Origin of the sequence: Clostridium sp. CAG:221, assembly GCA_000435835.1 — a bacterium.
GTDB lineage: Bacteria > Bacillota > Clostridia > Clostridiales > Clostridiaceae > Clostridium.
Genome location: FR883397.1, coordinates 1 through 18,676, shown reverse-complemented (window position 1 = coordinate 18,676; position 18,676 = coordinate 1). Strand labels below are relative to the sequence as shown.

Below are 18,676 nucleotides of genomic sequence, written 5' to 3'. Positions count from 1 at the left end.
AATTAAAGTAAAAAATATAAAAATAATATTATTAAATTTATAAAAATATCTACAAAATTTTAAAGAGTTAATAAAGAATTATTGATAAATAATAATATAATCATGCCAAGAGATAATAGATTATTAACATATAAAGAAAAATATTGACAAGTTAATAAAGCGGATATAAAATATTACCAAATAAGTAAAAAAATAAATACAAATAATTAAAAATGGAAAAAAGGTAATATATTGTAGTATCACAGTGCATATATGACTTTTTACTATATATTTAAATTAATGGGGGGTATATTTATGAGCAAAAAACGTATTTTATCATTATTACTTGCAAGTTCATTAGTTGTTACAGCTCTTGTAGGTTGTGGTAGTAAGTCAGAGGGAAATGGAGGATCAAACAGTTCAAGTAGCTCAAGTGATATTGATGATGAACAAGTGTTAAACACAATTTATTTTAATGTTGCAACATTAGATCAAAATGATTGTACAGATAGTGAAAGTTCAACAATTCTTAATGCTGTACAAGAAGGACTAGTTAGAGTTTATACTAATGAAGATGGAACAAGTGAATTACAACCAGCTGGAGCTGAAAGTTGGGAAACTTCAGAAGATGGTTTAACTTGGACTTTTAAATTAAGAAAAGATGCAAAATGGTCAGATGGTGAACCAGTAGTAGCACAACATTATGTTGATTCATTTATGAGAATATTAAATCCTGATAATGGTTTTGCATATGCTTTCTTAGCTTATGACATTGAAGGAGCAGAAGAATATAACACAGCTGGAGGATCAGCTGATGCTGTAGGTGTAAAAGCTGTTGATGATTACACATTAGAAATAAAATTAAAGACAGTAGTTCCATACATTATTTCTAAAATTTCATATTCATCATTTAATCCAATTAGATTAGATGTAGTTGAAAAATTAGGGGACAAGTATGCTAGTGAAGTAAATGACACTGTATACAATGGACCATTTAAAATAGAAAGCTGGGATAACGGAAACTCAATGGTATTAGTTAAGAACGATACTTATTGGGATGCTGATACAGTTAAGTTAGAAAAAATTAACATGACAAATGTTAAAGAGTTTGCTACTCAAGCTCAATTATTTGAAGGTCAAGAATTAGATATCAGTGGAGCTCAAACTGATTACTTAGATAAATGGAGAGAACAAGCAGAAGCTGGTGAATTCCAAATGGTAACAGGAGATGAGCCAGGAGCATTCTACTTATACTTCAATCAAACAAGTAAGACTTCTGATGGAATATTAGGTAATGCAAAAATAAGAAAAGCAATTGGTTTATCAATAGATAGAGATGTTTATACTGATGAATTAGTTGGTAGATATAAATCTGCTTATGGAATAGTTCCAACAGCTATTAATCTTGGAGATGAAAAATACAGAGATCAAGTTGAAGAACCTTTAGCTGATGATGCTAAAACTTATGTAAATAATCCAGAAAAACTTCAAGAATTATTTAAAGAAGGTTTAAAAGAATTAGGATTACAAACAGATGATTTAAGCAAATACACTTTAACTTATTTATGTCAAGGTGATTCAGAGTTACAAAAACAAAGAGCAGAATGGTTAGCACAACAAATAAGTGGTAATTTAGGAATTAATATTGAAGTAGAAACTCAAAGTGACTGGGGTATCTTCTTAAATACAATGGATAAATTAGAGTATGATTTTACAATGACTGGTTGGTCAGCAGATTATGATGATCCAATGACATTTTTAGATATTTGGGAATCAAATGGTGGAAATAACCATTCAGGATATGCTAGTGCAGAGTATGATGAATTATTAGCTTCTTTATCTGGTGTAACAGATGAAACTGAAAGAAAAGAAATATATGAAAACTTAGAAAATAAATTAATTGATGAAGATGCAGTTATTTCACCAGTATACTATACTGATAAAAATTCATTTGTGCAAAACTATGTAAAAGGAATGCAATTCCCTTCATTTGGTTCAAAATATGAATTTAAATGGGCTTACATTCAAGGAAAATAATAAGTAAATTTACTGCAGTTTTGTTAATGCACATCGACAGTTTGTTGATGTGCATTACTTAAAATAAAAAAGGAGCAACAGACATGGGAAAATATATTACTAGAAGATTTTTTGAAATGATTATTACTCTTTTCTTAATTGGAACAGCAACGTTCTTTCTTTTAGGAGCAATTCCAGGAACAGCTATAGATAAGAAGATTCAAAAACTTCCGGAAGCAACTAAACAAGTTGTTATTGAAAAATATGGATATGATAAACCAATAGTTGAAAGATACTTTATTACTTTAAAAAATTATATCGTTAATCAAGAATTTGGTGAATCAATAGTACGTGCAGGAGATACAGTTTCAAGTATAGTAAAAGCTAAAATGCCTGTATCTGCAAGACTAGGAATTCAACAAATTTTAGTGGGAGTTACATTAGGCCTTCTTTTAGGTATTATCGCAGCAATGAATAGAGGAAAGATTGTAGATTACATAATTCTTGTAGGAGCAATGCTATTTGCGTCTGTACCGCCGCTAGTTTTATCATTACTGCTACAAAAATATATGGCTAAAGGAGCAATATTTAATTTACCTATTATAGGATGGCCAAAAGGTGATGAATTATTATTTGGAGGTTGGAAATATACTATATTACCAACATTGGCAGGAGCAGGAACATATTTAGCTTATTATACAAGATTAATGAAAACAAGTATGCTTGATAGTATAAATCAAGAATATACATTAACAGCAAGATCTAAAGGATTATCTGAATTTGCAATTGTAAGAAAACACGTATTTAGAAACTCATTTATTCCAATAATAACAGTTTTACCAGTAGCTATTTCAGGAGTAATTTCTGGATCATTCTTTATTGAAAGAGTATTTGCTATTCCAGGAGCAGGACAATACTTTATTCAAGCAACTACTGATAGAGATGTTCCTATATTAATGGGATTAACACTTTTATATGCTGCAATTTATATTATAGCAATTTTTATATCTGATATTTTATACACAGTTGTAGATCCACGTATAAGATTAGTTAAGTAGGAAGAGGAGAGATACTTAATGGAAAAGATAAAGGATAGTAGATTTGAATTAGTTGATTCATCAAAATTAAATAGTGAAGTTGTTGTAAGACCTAATATAAGTTATTGGAAAGATGCATGGAGAAGGCTTAAGAAAAATCCAGTGGCTATGGGAGCTTTATTTGTATTAATTGGACTTATATTAATGTCGGTTTTAGCACCAATAATAAGAAATATGGATTATGAAACAGTTGTAACATCAAAGAAAAATTTATCACCAAATTCAGAATTTTGGTTTGGTAGTGATGGAATGGGAAGAGATTTGTTTACAAGAGTTTGGATTGGTGCAAGAGTTTCAATAAGTATAGCAATAGTGGCAACTATTATTGATATAGTTATAGGTTGTTTATATGGAGGTATAGCAGCTTACACAGGTGGTATTGTTGATGAAATAATGATGAGAATTGTTGAAGTATTAAATAGTATTCCATCATTAATTTTAACATTATTAATTCTTGTTGTTTTAGGAAATGGTTATTATCAATTAATGATTGCATTATGTATAACAGCATGGACTGGGACTGCCAGAATGATAAGGGGACAAATCCTTCAATTAAGAGAAAGTGAATATGTTTTAGCTGCAGAAGCTTTAGGAGCTTCACCAATTAGAATAATAATAAAGCATCTATTACCTAATACCATTGGGTTAATAATATTAGATGTTGCTTCAACTATTCCATCAGTTATAGTATATGAAACAACACTTTCATTCTTAGGATTAGGATTAAGCATACCAGCATTTAGTTTAGGTTCACTTTTATCAGCAGGGCAACAGGCTATGGCATTCTATCCATATCAATTACTATTCCCTACAATTGTTTTATGTTTAATTATATTATCATTTAACATTTTAGGAGATGGGTTAAGAGATGCGTTAGATCCAAAGCTAAGACAATAGGAGGTACGAAACTATGGAAAATACAGTTAATGAAAAAAGACCAATTCTTGATGTAGAAAACTTAAGAGTTTCATATCATACTTATGCAGGAGAAGTTCAATCAGTTAGAGGAGTTTCTTTTGATGTAGATAGAGGCCAAGTATTAGCTATTGTTGGTGAGTCAGGTTGTGGAAAAAGTGTTACTTCAAGAGCAGTTATGTCATTAATTCAAGGGCCACAAGGTGAAATAAAAAAAGGTAGTAAAATACTTTATAACGGTGAAAATATATTAGACTATGACAAAAAGAAAATAAGAGAATTTAGAGGTGGAGAGTGTGCAATGATATTCCAAGATGCACTTACATCTCTAAATCCAACAATGAAAGTTGGAAAACAAATAATGGAAAATCTTATTATACATAGAAATATGGATAAAAAGACTGCCAGAGCTGAAGCAATAAAAATATTAGAAGCAGTAGGAATCCCTAATGCTGAAAAAAGAGTAGATCAATATCCACATGAATTTTCAGGTGGAATGAGACAAAGAGCAATGATTGCTATAGCTGTGGCATGTGAGCCAAAGATATTAATTGCAGATGAGCCAACTACAGCTCTTGATGTTACTATCCAAGCTCAAATATTAGAACTTATAAATGAATTAAAAGAAAGATTAAATACAGCTGTAATATTAATAACTCATGATTTCGGAGTTGTTGCAGGCATGGCGGATAAAATTGCTGTTATGTATGCAGGACAAATAATTGAAAAAGGTGAAAAGAGAGATATTTTCTATAATCCAAAACATCCTTATACATGGGCACTTTTAAATTCAGTTCCTAAATTAGAATGGAAAGAAAAGCAAGTTTTAGATACAATTAAAGGAACACCTCCAGATCTTATTGCACCACCAAAGGGATGTGCTTTTGCAGCTCGTTGCAAGTACTGTATGAATATTTGTTTAGAAGAAGAACCTAAATCATATTCGTTTGAAGGTGGGCATGCTGCTAAATGTTGGTTATACAGCGAAGAACTCCCAAATGGTATTTTAGACAAAATTATGGAGGAAAGAAAAAATGGCTAATGAAGGAAATGTAATTTTAGAAGTAAAAAATTTAAAAAAATATTTTAAAGTTGGAAATAAAGATATTCTAAAAGCAGTTGATAATGTTTCATTTGCCATTAAAGAAGGAGAAACATTAGGACTAGTTGGAGAGTCTGGGTGTGGTAAAACTACTTGTGGTAGAACTGTAATTGGAATGTATGATAAAACTGATGGAGAAGTTTTATATAAAGGAAAACCAGTACATGGTTTAAAGGGAAAAGCTAAAAGAGACTTTACAAAAGAAGTTCAAATTATTTTCCAGGATCCATATGCTTCTTTAAATCCAAGAATGACAGTTGCAGATATTATTGCAGAAGGTATTGATATTCATGGATTAGCAAAAGATAAGGAAGATAGAACTAGAAGAGTTTATGAATTATTAGATCAAGTTGGTTTAAATAGAGAACATGCAAATAGATTTGTTCATGAGTTTTCAGGTGGACAAAGACAAAGAATAGGTATTGCAAGAGCATTAGCTGTTGAACCAAAGTTTATACTTTGTGATGAACCTATTTCTGCACTAGATGTATCTATTCAAGCACAAGTTGCCAACCTTTTAATTAAATTACAAAAGGAATTAGGATTAACTTATCTTTTTATAGCTCATGACTTATCTATGGTTAAACATATTTCAGATAGAGTTGCAGTTATGTACTTAGGAAGTATGGTTGAGCTTGCTGAATCAGAAGTATTATATAGTAGTCCTAAACATCCATATACAGAAGCTTTAATGTCAGCTATTCCAATAGCAGATCCTGATGTTGAGGAAAGCAGACAAAGAATAATGCTGGAAGGTGATGTGCCAAGTCCAATAAATACACCACCAGGATGTAAGTTCCAAGGAAGATGTAGTAAATGCATGGATATTTGTAAGAAAGAAGCTCCTTTATTTAAAGAAGTTGAAAAAGGGCATTTTGTTGCGTGCCATTTATATGAATAATATTAATTAATAGGTGGTACAAATGAAAAGGCTAGTATGTTTGCTAAGAGATTTAATGAAAACTTTAATACTTGGAGGAATAATATCTATAGGAATAGCTATAGTTATAGGATTAATTGCATTATTAGTTAATAAAGGTAATATAAAAACTACAATAGAAGTTATTCGTTCAGCACTTTTAATTACAGGATCCTTTGGATTATTATTATCAGCTATACTTATTATTAAAAAAAAATCAGAATCTCCATTAAAATATATTGATCAATGGAAAGAAAAGTTTAAAGTATTTTCATACAAAGTAGTATTAATATTTTCAAGTATAATTATATTGCTTTGTGGAGGAATTATTGATTGGTTTTTATTTTATAAGTTATAATGTATATATTAATTAATTTAGGAATGATAGTAAATGAATTATGTATATATATTAGAATGTTGTGATAATACCTTATATACAGGGTGGACAAATGATTTGGAGAAAAGGATCAAGGTTCATTCCAGTGGAAAGGGAGCAAAATATACAAGGGGAAGGCTTCCAGTGAAGCTAGTATATTTTGAAAAGTTTCATGATAAAAAGTTAGCAATGAAAAGAGAATATGCAATAAAGCAATTAAGTAGAGAAGAAAAGCTTAGGCTTATAAAAGATGGAAATGAAAATTAACTCATTTCCATCTTTTTTATTTAAAAAATAATTTCAAAGTACAAATTAATTTTAAAATATATTTAGTAACTAATTAAGATGTACGAATAAATAAGTATATAACAAATTATTATGGAAAGAGGAGGCGGCTGGAATAGTGTGTTCTAGCAAGAATTAAAATGAAGACGATTTTACATATTGAGCCAAGTACTTTTTTTGTTGAATTTATAAAAGAGAAATTTAATGATAGTGAATATGAATATTTATGTACAGATAGCTATAATGAAGCTTTGATTTTATTAGAAGAGTTTGATGTGGATTTAATTATTAGTTCTTTTGAAGGAAATGGTATGACTTGTGAAGAGTTTATTAAAGAGGTAACTTATTCATATCAGAATATTCCTGTTTGTATTTTATCAGGTAACAAATTAAATGCAAATATGCAACAGTTTATGAATCTAGGCGTTATTCAATATATAGATAAAGAAGATGTTGATGAAGCGTTAATAAAATATATAGATAATATATTTAAGTTAGATAAGTATTTAGAGATATTAAAAGAAAAAGATATTGCAGTAATAGAAGACAGCCATTTTTCAAGACTACATTTAAAAGATATATTTGATAGATATAAAATAAAATCAGTGAGATATTTCGCATCAGGAATTGAACTGGCAGAAAGTAAAAAGAATTATGATATATACCTTGTAGATTTAGTTCTACAAGATGAGTTTGGAAAAAATATTATTACAGAACTAAGAGAAAAAAATAAAGATGCATTAATTTTTGCTGTAACATCTTTAAATAATCCAAATCTGCTAGCAGATGTAATAGATAGTGGAGCAGATGATATTATAGTTAAACCAATAGAAGAAAAAGTATTTATTGCTAAACTAAAATCATTCGTTAGAAAACTACATTAGTAAAATGATGAATTATGAATTAAGAATGATGAATTAATGATGAAATTCTTACAGAATTTCTGAAAATTATATTTTTCTAAACTCTGTGAGTTTATACCTCAATTCATCATTCATCACTCATCATTCATCATTATCAAAGTTCATCATTATTAAAGGTTCCATTCTTCATAGAACTCATCTAAGAAATTTTCCATAAACTTATGTCTTTTTTCTGCCAAGGTTTTACCTGTAGGTGTATTCATTAAATCTTTAAGTTTAAGCAGTTTTTCATAAAAATGATTTATGGTATGATTTTCTGCATTTTTAACTTGTTCTAATGTAGAAAAATCCATTGGTTTTATAGTTGGATCATAGATTACTCTATTTTTACTGCCGCCATAAGCAAAAGTTCTAGCAATGCCAATGGCACCAATGGCATCAAGTCTATCGGCATCTTGAACAATCATTCCTTCAATGGTATTTTGAGAAGAATCTACTACACCGCCTTTAAAAGACATTGTTTTAATTATAGTAATTATTTTGTATATTATTTCCTGAGAAATATTTAAAGAATGAAGAAACTTTTCTGTAACTGTTGTATCAGTTTCAGTACCTTCAGAAAACTTCCAATCATCTATATCATGTAATAAGGCTGTCATTTCAATAATAAATAAATCTCCACCTTCTTTTTCAGCTATAAATTTAGCAGTGTTATGTACTCTATAAATATGATACCAATCATGTCCACTACCTTCACCATAGCACTTTTCTTTTACAAACTCTTTCGTCTTTTCTATTAATAAATTATTATCCACTTAATCACCCCACAAGTTTAATTATGAATGATGAATTAAGAATTATGAATTAATGATGAAATTCTTACAGAATTTCTGAAAATTATATTTTTCTAAACTCTGTGAGTTTATACAAAATATATTTTCTAAACTCCCCTTAAGGAATTTATTCCTAAATTCATCATTCATCACTCATCATTCATCATTATCTAAGTTTATCACTTATAATTGTTTAAGTCGCTATAAATGACTGTAATTCAGTTAAACAGTGCATATCGTTGCACTTATGCACTTAATTAAGTCGCCATAAATGGCTAATGAAACGCTTATATTGCTTTGCTTATAAGCTAGTTAAATTTTCAAATTCAAGCATATGAAAAATTAAGGTGAGAATTTCCACGAAATTCTTTTAAATATATGTTTAAGAAACTCCCTTAGGAGTTTCATCCTTAATTAGCGAAGCGTTAATTCTTAACTAGCCGAAGGCGTCTTAACTAGAGATATGCTCGACTTAACTAATTCAATGTAATAATAAAAGGAACAATCCTATTATTGATTGTTCCTTTTATTATTACATTGAATCTAAGTGCTCTGTGATTAATTCTTGAATTTTAGATCTACATCTGCAGCCTTTACAGCTTCCTGTAGTTGCTCCAGTTTCTTTAGCAACAGCTTCTACAGTGTGAGCACCATTTCTGATAGCTTCTTTTATTCTAGCTCTTGTAACAACTCTACAAGGACATGTCTTTGTCATTTTATCTAAAACTTGTTGTCTTAATTCATCATTTTCCATATATATAAAGTCTCCTAAATTTTAAATTTATCTTTATTAAAATTAAAACACTTTTAAACATGGTAGTCAATATTAAGTAATAATTATTATTTGTATAAAAGATATAAAATAATGTGAACATAGTTAATTGACAATGAATAAAATAGTATAATATAATTAGTGTAATAACTATGATTAGGAAAAGTACTTATATGGTATCTTTTAAGAGAGTGATTGGTTGGTGTAAAATCACAAGATAGTATAAGGAAAATCACCTAGGAGTTGGAGGCCGAAAGCAAGTAATTGTAATTAAGTTTATCCCGTATATCTGCGTTAAAGATTAGGATATGATAGTATCTGAAAATAGAGACTTAATTTTTATAATATTTTAGAGTCTTTTAATAATAGGTGGTATAACGAAAGTGAAACTTCGTCCTTTTATGGATGAGGCTTTTTTTTTATCAAAAATAATGAAGAATTATGAATTACGAATTATGAATTAAGGATGAAACTCAAAGAGTTTCTAAGAAATATATTTTTCTAAACTCTGTGAGTTTATTCCTTAATTCATCACTCATCATTCATAATTTAACTTTAAAGTGTCGCTTTTAGATTATATTACTAAATTAAAGTTAATACTAAGTAATAAATAATTAAGTGAGTAATCCAAAAGAAATTTTGGTTTTATATAACAATATGGAGAGGAGAATCTTATGTACAAGAAAGTTGAATTGCCACAAGGTTTTGTGGGAATGGAAAAAGAAATTGCAAACCTTTGGAATGCAAGAAATGTAATAAAGAAAAACTTTGATATGAATCAAGATGGTGAATATTTCACATTTTATGATGGACCTCCAACAGCAAATGGAAAGCCACATATAGGACATATCTTAACAAGAGTTATGAAAGATATTATCCCAAGATACAAAGTTATGAAGGGATATAAAGTTATAAGAAAAGCAGGTTGGGATACTCACGGTCTTCCAGTTGAGCTTGAAATAGAAAAGAAACTTGGTATTTCAGGAAAAGAACAAATCGAGGAATACGGAGTAGAAAAATTCGTTAAAGAATGTAAAGAAAGTGTTTTCACATATGTTAGCATGTGGGAAAAGATGACTGAGCAAATAGGTTACTGGGTTGACATGGAAAATCCATATGTAACTTACCATAATCCATACATTGAATCAGTATGGTGGGCATTAAAGCAAATGTGGGATAAAGGTCTTTTATATGAAGGACACAAAGTAATGCCATACTGTCCAAGATGTGGAACTGCATTATCTTCACACGAAGTTGCTCAAGGATACAAAGATGTTAAAGACTTAACTGCAGTTGCTAAATTTAAAGTTGCAGATGAAGATAATAAATATATCTTAGCATGGACAACAACTCCTTGGACATTACCATCAAACTTAGCTTTATGTATTAACAAAGCTTATACTTACATTGAAGCAAAAGTTAACGATGAGATATTAATATTAGCTAAAGATTTAGCTCCAAAGGTTTTAGGAGAAGACTTTGAATTAGTTAGAGAATTCCCTGGAACTGAATTACTTGGAACTAAGTATGAACAATTAATGCCATTTGGAAAAGTTGAAGGAAAAGCTTTCGAAGTAATCCACGGTGATTATGTAACATTATCAGATGGTACTGGTGTAGTTCATATTGCACCTGCTTACGGTGAAGATGATAGCTTAGTTGCTAAAGCTAACGGAATTACTTTCATCAACTTAGTTGATAAAGAAGGTAAGTTCGTGGAAGAAGTAACTCCATGGGCTGGTAAGTTCGTTAAGAAATGTGACGAAAGCATTTGTAAATGGCTTGAAGAAAACAACAAGTTATTCAAGGCTGAAAAGCACTTACACTCATATCCACACTGTTGGAGATGTGACACACCACTTCTTTACTATCCAAAGGAAAGCTGGTTTGTTGCAATGACAACATTAAGAGATAAGCTTATAGAAAACAATAATAAAATCAACTGGTATCCAGATAACATAAGAACAGGTAGATTTGGTAAGTTCTTAGAAAATGTTATTGACTGGGGTATTTCAAGAGATAGATACTGGGGAACTCCACTTCCAATTTGGGAATGTGAATGCGGACATAAAGAATGTATTGGAAGTATTGAAGAGTTAAAGAACAAAGGTATAAATGTTCCAGAAGATATAGAATTACACAAACCATATATAGATGCAGTTCACTTAAACTGTCCAGAATGTGGTAAGGAAATGGAAAGAGTTAAAGAAGTTATTGACTGCTGGTTCGATTCAGGATCAATGCCATTTGCTCAATTACATTATCCATTTGAAAATAAAGAATTATTTGAACAAAACTACCCAGCTCAATTCATTTCAGAAGCTGTTGACCAAACAAGAGGATGGTTCTATACATTACTTGCAATTTCAACTGCTGTATTTGATAGAAACCCATTTGAAAACTGTATAGTTTTAGGTCACGTTCTTGATAAGAAGGGCTTAAAGATGTCTAAGTCTAAGGGTAACGTTGTTGATCCATTTGAAGTATTAGGTAGTGAAGGTGCAGATGCTACAAGATGGCATTTCTACACTGCAAGTGCTCCATGGCTTCCAACAAGATTCTCTACAGATGACGTATCTGAAGCAGGTAGAAAGTTCTTAAGCACATTATGGAATGTTTACTCATTCTACGTATTATATGCTGATTTAGATAAATTCAACCCAACAGAATATGCTGATTTCGTATCAGATAATGTAATGGATAAGTGGATTATGTCTAAATTAAACACATTAGTTAAAGATGTTGATGCTAAATTAAATTCATATGATATAACTAATGCTGCTTTAGCAATAGAAGATTTCACAGATGAATTATCTAACTGGTATGTAAGAAGAAATAGAGCAAGATACTGGTCTGAAACATTAACAGATGATAAGATTGGTGCTTATGTAACATTATATAGAGTATTAACTACTTTAGTTAAAGTTGCAGCTCCATTTGTTCCATTCATCACAGAAGAAATCTATCAAAACTTAGTAGTTAACTTAGACCCTCAAGCAGAAGAAAGTGTTCACTTATGCTTATGGCCAGAAGTTGATGAAAAGGCAATAGATAAAAACTTAGAAGCTGAAATGGACTTAGCTTACAAGATAGTTAAGCTTGGAAGAAGTGCAAGAAATGGTGCTAACATTAAGAATAGACAGCCATTATCTAAGATGCTTGTTTCAACAGATTCACTTCCAGCATACTATGGAGATATCATAACTGATGAGTTAAATATTAAGGCTGTTGAATTTGGTGCTGACCTTTCAACTCATGTTAACTTTGAAATTAAACCTAACCTTCCTGTATTAGGTAGAGCTTATGGTAAGATGATACCTCAAATAAGAAAAGAAATTGGTGCTAGAAACCAAATGGAATTAGCTCAAACTATCCAAAATGGTGGAGTTGTTACAATTAATATAGATGGAACTGAAATTGAATTAAATAAAGAAAATCTACTTGTAACAATGCAAGGATTAGAAGGATATGCTTTTGCTGGTGAAGGCTCTATAGGTGTTGTTCTTGATACTCATATTTCAGAAGAATTAAGAGAAGAAGGACACGTTAGAGAAATGATCTCTAAGATCCAAAACATGAGAAAAGAAAGTGGATTCCAAGTAGCAGATAAGATTAAGTTATATGTAGCAGACAATGAAATGTTAATGAACGTTATTAAGAAGTTTGCTGATGTTATCAAGAGAGACACTTTAACTGAAGAAATAGTATTTGGAGCAGAAAGAGAATATACTGAAACAACAATAAATGGTGAAAAGCTAAATATGGCTGTGGAAGTTGTAAAATAATAAATAATAATAAACAAGGTAGGAATTAGTTATAATTCCTACCTTTTTTTGAGAGAATATAAATATAAGGAATGAAAATGTTACAAATTAATGGTATAATAAATTAATTAAAAATTATGAAAATGGAGTGATGTTGTTATGGCTACATCTATAAAAGATGTTGCAAGAGAAGCTGGCGTTTCAATAGCTACGGTATCAAGAGTTTTAAATGATATAGATGTTGTTAATGAAGACACAAAGAAAAAGGTATTAGATGCAATAAAAAAATTAGGATATAGACCTAATATAGTTGCTAGAAGTCTTAAGACGCAAAAGACTAAGACTATCGGTATACTAGTTCCAGATATATCAAGTGGATTCTATCCTGAAATTGTTAGAGGCGCTGAAGATGTTGCAAATATATATGATTATAATGTAATTTTATGTAATTCTGATTTTGATTCAGATAAAGAAAAAGATTACTTAAGAGTATTAAAAGAAAAAATGGTTGATGGCGTTATTTACATGAGTTCGTCATTAGAAGAAGAAACATTAGACATAATAAATGAGTTAGATTTAAAGACAGTTTTAGTTGAGACAAAAGATAAGGAAGGACGACTTCCAAGTGTATATATAGATAATATTGAAGCAACTTATGAAGCAACAAAGCATCTTCTTGATAAAGGAATAAAAAATATTGCTTTTATAGGTGTTGATAAAAGTTCTGCAAATGCTTGGGGAGATAGATATATTGGATATGAAAAGGCATTAAATGAAGCTGGAATCCCTGTAGATGAGGATTTAGTTTATTTTGAAGGCTTAAAAGTTAAGAGTGGATATGTAGCATCAGAAAAATTCTTAGCTTCAGGTAAGAATTTTGATGGAATAATATGTGCATCTGATGAAATTGCTATGGGTGCTATAAATGGATTAAGAGAAAAAGGAGTTAACACTCCAGAAGACGTAAGTGTAATAGGATTTAACGATAATGTTGTTGCATCGTATTTCTATCCAAAATTAACTACAGTTAAACAGCCTAGTTATGATATGGGGTCTGTTGCTATGAGAATGCTTATAAAAATATTAAATAATAAGCCATTAGAAGAAGCAGAATTTATCTTAAACCATGAATTAATAGAAAGAGAAAGTTGTAAATAAAAAGGAACCTTTTTAGGTTTCTTTTTATTTGATTGTATTTAAAAAAGTGATTAAATTTGTATGATTTTATAAATTATAAATGGTATATTGTAAAATTACCAATAATATGATAGAATAAAAACAAGATTGTTGATAACGTTTACTAAAGTGAGTTGTAAGTGAGTATGCATTCAGCTATGTATAGGTATTATGATTGTTGAGAATTTATTTGGTAAAATTGATGAAAGAGTGTCGAAACCATTTTAAGAATTTACATTTAGTAACGGATATTAATAAAAAAAGATAGATTTTAATCTATCTTTTTTTATTATGTATTATTTTAATTAAAGAATACCTTCTATCTTTAATAAGTTTTCTAATTGTTGTACTTTTTCAGATAAAGCAACAAATTTTTCTTTTAAAACATCTTTTTCTACTGATTCGTCATTGATGAATTTTTCTATATCCTCTACAGCTTCTAATGCTGCATTAATATCTTCTTGTGCTAATTTTAAATTTGCTTCTTTCATTGGTGTATCTCCTTTATAGGTAAAATATAGAATAAAATATATGTTGATATCTTTATGGTAGCACTAATAAAAAAGGTATGCAAGGCATATATTTTAATTATGAATTAAGAATTATGAATTACGAATTACACAGTGCCAGGCGTTCGTGTTAAGAGGTTGAAATTAAGTTAAAACCTTCTATAATTCATCATTCATAATTCATCATTATCTAAGGGGGTTTTTAGATGATTAACTACATATGGTTTATTATGATTTTCTTTGGTTTATTGGTGGGGGTTTTGTCTGGAAATGGTGAAAATATGTCTAATGATATTATTTCATCCATAGAAAGTACAGTAACATTTGTTGTAGGACTTACAGGGTTAATGTGTTTTTGGTGTGGAGTAATGAAGGTAGCAGAAAAAAGTGGATTTACTGAAAAGTTAGCGAAAATAATGAAGCCTGTATTAAAATTGATATTTAAAGATGCTGCTAAAGATGAAAAAGCTTTAGGAGCTATAGTAATGAATATAACAGCAAATATGATGGGGCTTGGAAATGCAGCAACACCTTTTGGTATAAAGGCTATGGAAGAAATGCAACGTTTAAATAAGGATAAGGAAAAGGCATCTAATGATATGTGTTTATTTTTAGTATTAAATGCAGCTTGTATACAACTTGTACCATCTACTGTTATTTCAATTAGAGCTACGGCAAACTCCAGCAATCCAGGAGTGATTATAATTCCTGCAATAATTTCAACGGCAATTGCATCTATATGCGGAGTAATATGCTGTAAGATTCTTCAAAAGTATTTTTAATTTGGAGGTAAAATGTTTAATTATATAACCAAAAGTATTATACCTATAATAGTATTTATAATAATAACTTATGGAATGATAAAAGGTAGAAAAGTATACGAATGGTTTGTTGAAGGTGCTAAAGAAGGATTAAAGGTCTGTGTCAATATATTTCCATATTTATTAGCGATGATAGTGGCAGTGAATATATTTAGAAGTGCTAAATTATTAGATCTTGTTAATAATTTTATATCGCCTGTAGCAAGTATTATAGGATTACCTAAAGAAGTTGTTCCTTTAGTATTAATAAAGCCCTTATCTGGTAGTGGTGCAATGGGAATCTTTACAGATATATTAAATAATTATGGTGCTGATAGCTTTATTGGGCTTGTAGCATCTGTAATAATGGGAACAACAGAAACAATTTTTTATACTGTAACAGTATATTTTGGTGCTATAAAAATAAAAAAAGTACGTCATACTGTATGGGCAGCTGTTATGGCAGATATGGTAGCAATAATTATGGCAATTTTGATGGTAAAGCTATTAATATATTGAATTTCCAAATTATGTAGAAATGTTATAGCCTTTGTATTTTTATTTAGTTATAATAAAAATAAATAATTTCAAAAGAGGAGGATAAATATGAAAGGACAATTTTATAAAGAAAAAAGACACAAGCTATTAGAAAAAGTTAAGGATAATTCAGTTGTAGTTTTATTTGCAGGGAATGCACCAAAGAAAACTGCCGATGAAGCATATCCATTTACACCAAATAGAAATTTTTATTACTTAACTGGTGTTGAAGAACCAGATCATATTTTATTAATGAGTAAGATAAATGGTGAAGAAAAGAGTATCTTATTCATCAAAGATATAGATTTAGAACTAGAAAAATGGATAGGAAAAAGCTTAAGAGAAAATGAAGCTTTAGAAATTGCTGGCGTTGATGAAGTTATGTTTAAGAGTGCCTTTGAAGGTTATATTCATAGAGTAATTTCAATTAAAGAAGATTTTAATTTATATTTAGATTTAGAAAGAGATGAATTTAAATCTGTAGATAGTATTTCTCAAGCATTTGCTAAGGAAATAATAAGTAAATATCCTCAAGTTTCAGTGAGAAACATATATGCATCTATAGCAGCTTTAAGACTTATTAAAAGTGATGAGGAAATAGAAAATATGAAAGAGGCTATAAAAATTACTATAGCTGGTGTTGAGACATTAATGAAAAATGCCAAAGCTGGAATGAAAGAATATGAATTAGAGGCATATTTTGATTTTAATTGTAAGAGCAAAGGTGTTAAGGATTTAGCTTTTAATACTATTGCTGCTGCAGGAAAAAATGCTACAGTTCTTCACTATGTTGATAATAATGCTGAAATGAAAGATGGAGACTTAATTCTTTTTGATTTAGGTGCACAATATAAATATTATAATGCTGATATCTCTAGAACTTTCCCAATAAGTGGAAAGTTCACGGCAAGACAAAAAGAAGTTTATAATGCAGTATTGAAGGTTAATGAAGAAATAATAAATACAATTAAGCCAGGTATAACAACTGCTGAGCTAAATGCTAAGGCAAATGATTTATTAGGAGAGGCTTGTGTAAGTTTAGGTTTATTAGAAGATAAAAAAGATTTTAGAAAGTATTATTTCCATAGTATAGGTCATAGTTTAGGTTTAGATACTCATGATGTAATAATAGATAGAAACTTTACTTTTGAACCTGGTATTGTTTATACAGTGGAACCAGGTCTTTATATACCAGAAGAATCAATTGGTATAAGAATAGAAGATGACATTCTTGTTACAGAAGATGGGTCTATTAACCTAACAAAGGATATGATTAAGACAGTGGAAGAAATAGAAGATTTTATGTCAAGAAATAGAATAAATTAATTAAAGTTAAAAAGTTCTATTGCATAATAAAAAAATAATTGTATAATAGAAGTTGAAAAATGAATAACGTAAGGGTAGAGGCGCAATAATTATTAGTATTATTAATGAGGTAAGCACTATGATTTAGTAAGAAAGGAATTGTTGCCGAAGTATACAACTGATGCTTTAAGGTTGTATAGCTGGGGATGCATAAAATATATGTATCACTGTCACAAATTATATTTGTGGTGAGCTATCATTTGAGGATTTTTATGATTATTATAAGCCTTGAGTGTTAACTCAAGGCTTTTTTTGTTTAAGATAGTTACTCTTAAGTGTATTCATTAAAATATTTTAGGGGGTAAAAATATGAAAAAAAATTTTAAGAAAATTTTTGGTTTAACTATGATGATATTTATGTTATCAACAACATTTGTTTTTGCATCAGAATTTGAACTGACAGTAAGTAATGCTGAGGAATTTGGAATATTTACATTAATACCACCAATAGTTGCAATATTATTAGCATTTATAACTAAAAATGTTGTTATTTCATTATTTATTGGAGTTTTATCAGGTGGATTTATTTTGAATCTAACAGGATTTAATGTATTTGGAGCTTTAACACAAGCATTTTTAGATTTTATTGATAGAGCATTAAATTCATTATCTGATCCATGGAATGCAGGAATCGTAATGCAAGTTCTTGTAATTGGAGGAGTTATTAATTTAGTTGCTAAAATGGGTGGGGCAAAAGCTATTGCTGAAGCTTTAGCAAAGAAAGCAAAAACTGCAAAAAGTGCTCAGCTTATAACTTGGTTTTTAGGAATATGCGTATTCTTTGATGATTATGCAAATTCATTAATTGTTGGTCCAATAATGAGACCAGTGGCAGATAAAATGAAAATATCAAGAGAAAGATTAGCATTTATAATTGATGCAACAGCAGCACCAATAGCTGGTCTTGCCATAATATCAACTTGGATTGGTTTAGAAGTAAGCTTAATTTCAGAAGGATTTGAATCAATAGGTGTTGAAGCTAGTGGATTTGGAGTATTCCTTCAAACAATACCTTATAGATTCTATAACATATTAATACTTGCATTTATTGTGATTACAATAATAACTTTAAGGGAATTTGGTCCAATGAGAAAAGCTGAAATATCAGCAAGAAAGTTAAAAGATTTAACTAATGAAGAAATTGCAGTAACTTCTTCTCACATGGATGAATTAGAACCAAAAGAAGGTGTAAAACTAAGCATTTGGAATGCAATTGTACCAATAGGTGCATTAATTATTTCAGCTATAGTTGCTTTTTACTATAGTGGATATTCATCAATAATGGCTGGTGATGATATAGCTATTAAAGCGATAATAACAAATTCACCATTATCTTTTAAAGCAATATTAGAAACTTTTGCAGCATCA

Annotated in this window: 17 protein-coding genes, 1 riboswitch and 1 other annotated feature; of the genes, 14 read left to right on the top strand and 3 right to left on the bottom strand. The window is 29.6% G+C overall.

Going from position 1 to position 18,676, the window contains the following annotated elements; all coding sequences use genetic code 11:
• Window positions 1-294: 294 nt before the first annotated feature.
• From Q5O44_RS06525 to Q5O44_RS06490, 8 genes are all read left to right on the top strand, one after another.
• Window positions 295-2,016 (top strand): peptide ABC transporter substrate-binding protein, encoded by a 1,722-nt coding sequence (locus Q5O44_RS06525; protein WP_022167594.1) that lies wholly within the window; start codon window positions 295-297, stop codon window positions 2,014-2,016.
• An 83-nt stretch (window positions 2,017-2,099) separates the two neighbouring features.
• Window positions 2,100-3,053, top strand: a complete 954-nt coding sequence (locus Q5O44_RS06520; protein WP_022167593.1) for an ABC transporter permease — start codon at window positions 2,100-2,102, stop codon at window positions 3,051-3,053.
• Window positions 3,054-3,071: 18 nt separating this feature from the next.
• The gene (locus Q5O44_RS06515; RefSeq protein ID WP_022167592.1) at window positions 3,072-3,989 is read left to right on the top strand and encodes an ABC transporter permease; all 918 of its coding nucleotides are present in this window, start codon (window positions 3,072-3,074) and stop codon (window positions 3,987-3,989) included.
• Between the two features lie 13 nt (window positions 3,990-4,002).
• Window positions 4,003-5,049 carry an ABC transporter ATP-binding protein gene (locus Q5O44_RS06510; protein ID WP_022167591.1) on the top strand — a complete coding sequence of 349 codons (1,047 nt, stop codon included), beginning with the start codon at window positions 4,003-4,005 and terminating at the stop codon, window positions 5,047-5,049.
• Entirely contained in the window at window positions 5,042-6,010 is a 969-nt protein-coding gene (locus tag Q5O44_RS06505) for an ABC transporter ATP-binding protein (RefSeq protein WP_022167590.1), read from the top strand. The genes Q5O44_RS06510 and Q5O44_RS06505 overlap by 8 nt, the downstream gene beginning before the upstream one ends.
• 22 nt (window positions 6,011-6,032) lie before the next feature.
• Entirely contained in the window at window positions 6,033-6,386 is a 354-nt protein-coding gene (locus Q5O44_RS06500) for a hypothetical protein (RefSeq protein WP_022167589.1), read from the top strand.
• A gap of 33 nt (window positions 6,387-6,419) precedes the next feature.
• Window positions 6,420-6,671 (top strand): GIY-YIG nuclease family protein, encoded by a 252-nt coding sequence (locus tag Q5O44_RS06495; protein ID WP_022167588.1) that lies wholly within the window; start codon window positions 6,420-6,422, stop codon window positions 6,669-6,671.
• 158 nt (window positions 6,672-6,829) lie between these two features.
• Window positions 6,830-7,573: a response regulator gene (locus tag Q5O44_RS06490; RefSeq protein WP_022167587.1), complete on the top strand. Its 744-nt coding sequence runs from the start codon at window positions 6,830-6,832 to the stop codon at window positions 7,571-7,573.
• 149 nt (window positions 7,574-7,722) lie between these two features.
• Here the strand turns inward: Q5O44_RS06490 and Q5O44_RS06485 are convergent, their stop codons facing one another.
• Together Q5O44_RS06485 and Q5O44_RS06480 are read right to left on the bottom strand one after the other, a co-directional pair.
• Entirely contained in the window at window positions 7,723-8,367 is a 645-nt protein-coding gene (locus tag Q5O44_RS06485; RefSeq protein ID WP_022167586.1) for an HD domain-containing protein, read from the bottom strand.
• 550 nt (window positions 8,368-8,917) lie between these two features.
• Complete coding sequence (locus Q5O44_RS06480; RefSeq protein ID WP_022167585.1) at window positions 8,918-9,139, bottom strand: (2Fe-2S)-binding protein; 222 nt, start codon at window positions 9,137-9,139, stop codon at window positions 8,918-8,920.
• A gap of 161 nt (window positions 9,140-9,300) precedes the next feature.
• Window positions 9,301-9,559 (top strand) — a binding site (T-box leader).
• A gap of 272 nt (window positions 9,560-9,831) precedes the next feature.
• On the opposite strand from Q5O44_RS06480, the gene ileS reads away from it, so the two are divergent.
• Both ileS and Q5O44_RS06470 read left to right on the top strand, forming a co-directional pair.
• Window positions 9,832-12,942: an isoleucine--tRNA ligase gene (gene ileS, locus Q5O44_RS06475; RefSeq protein ID WP_022167584.1), complete on the top strand. Its 3,111-nt coding sequence runs from the start codon at window positions 9,832-9,834 to the stop codon at window positions 12,940-12,942.
• A 138-nt stretch (window positions 12,943-13,080) separates the two neighbouring features.
• The gene (locus Q5O44_RS06470) at window positions 13,081-14,079 is read left to right on the top strand and encodes a LacI family DNA-binding transcriptional regulator (protein WP_022167583.1); all 999 of its coding nucleotides are present in this window, start codon (window positions 13,081-13,083) and stop codon (window positions 14,077-14,079) included.
• A 323-nt stretch (window positions 14,080-14,402) separates the two neighbouring features.
• Here Q5O44_RS06470 and Q5O44_RS06465 read toward each other — a convergent pair whose 3' ends face one another.
• A complete protein-coding gene (locus Q5O44_RS06465; RefSeq protein WP_022167582.1) occupies window positions 14,403-14,588 on the bottom strand; it encodes a hypothetical protein in 186 nt (61 codons plus the stop codon).
• Window positions 14,589-14,812: 224 nt separating this feature from the next.
• On the opposite strand from Q5O44_RS06465, the gene Q5O44_RS06460 reads away from it, so the two are divergent.
• The 4 genes from Q5O44_RS06460 to Q5O44_RS06445 form a co-directional block, all read left to right on the top strand.
• Window positions 14,813-15,388 carry a nucleoside recognition domain-containing protein gene (locus Q5O44_RS06460; RefSeq protein WP_022167581.1) on the top strand — a complete coding sequence of 192 codons (576 nt, stop codon included), beginning with the start codon at window positions 14,813-14,815 and terminating at the stop codon, window positions 15,386-15,388.
• A gap of 12 nt (window positions 15,389-15,400) precedes the next feature.
• A complete protein-coding gene (locus tag Q5O44_RS06455; protein WP_022167580.1) occupies window positions 15,401-15,925 on the top strand; it encodes a spore maturation protein in 525 nt (174 codons plus the stop codon).
• Between the two features lie 87 nt (window positions 15,926-16,012).
• Window positions 16,013-17,269 carry an aminopeptidase P family protein gene (locus Q5O44_RS06450; RefSeq protein WP_022167579.1) on the top strand — a complete coding sequence of 419 codons (1,257 nt, stop codon included), beginning with the start codon at window positions 16,013-16,015 and terminating at the stop codon, window positions 17,267-17,269.
• Between the two features lie 67 nt (window positions 17,270-17,336).
• Window positions 17,337-17,512: riboswitch (Lysine riboswitch) on the top strand.
• Window positions 17,513-17,617: 105 nt separating this feature from the next.
• A partial coding sequence (locus tag Q5O44_RS06445; RefSeq protein WP_302637514.1) for a Na+/H+ antiporter NhaC family protein occupies window positions 17,618-18,676 on the top strand: 1,059 nt, incomplete at its 3' end.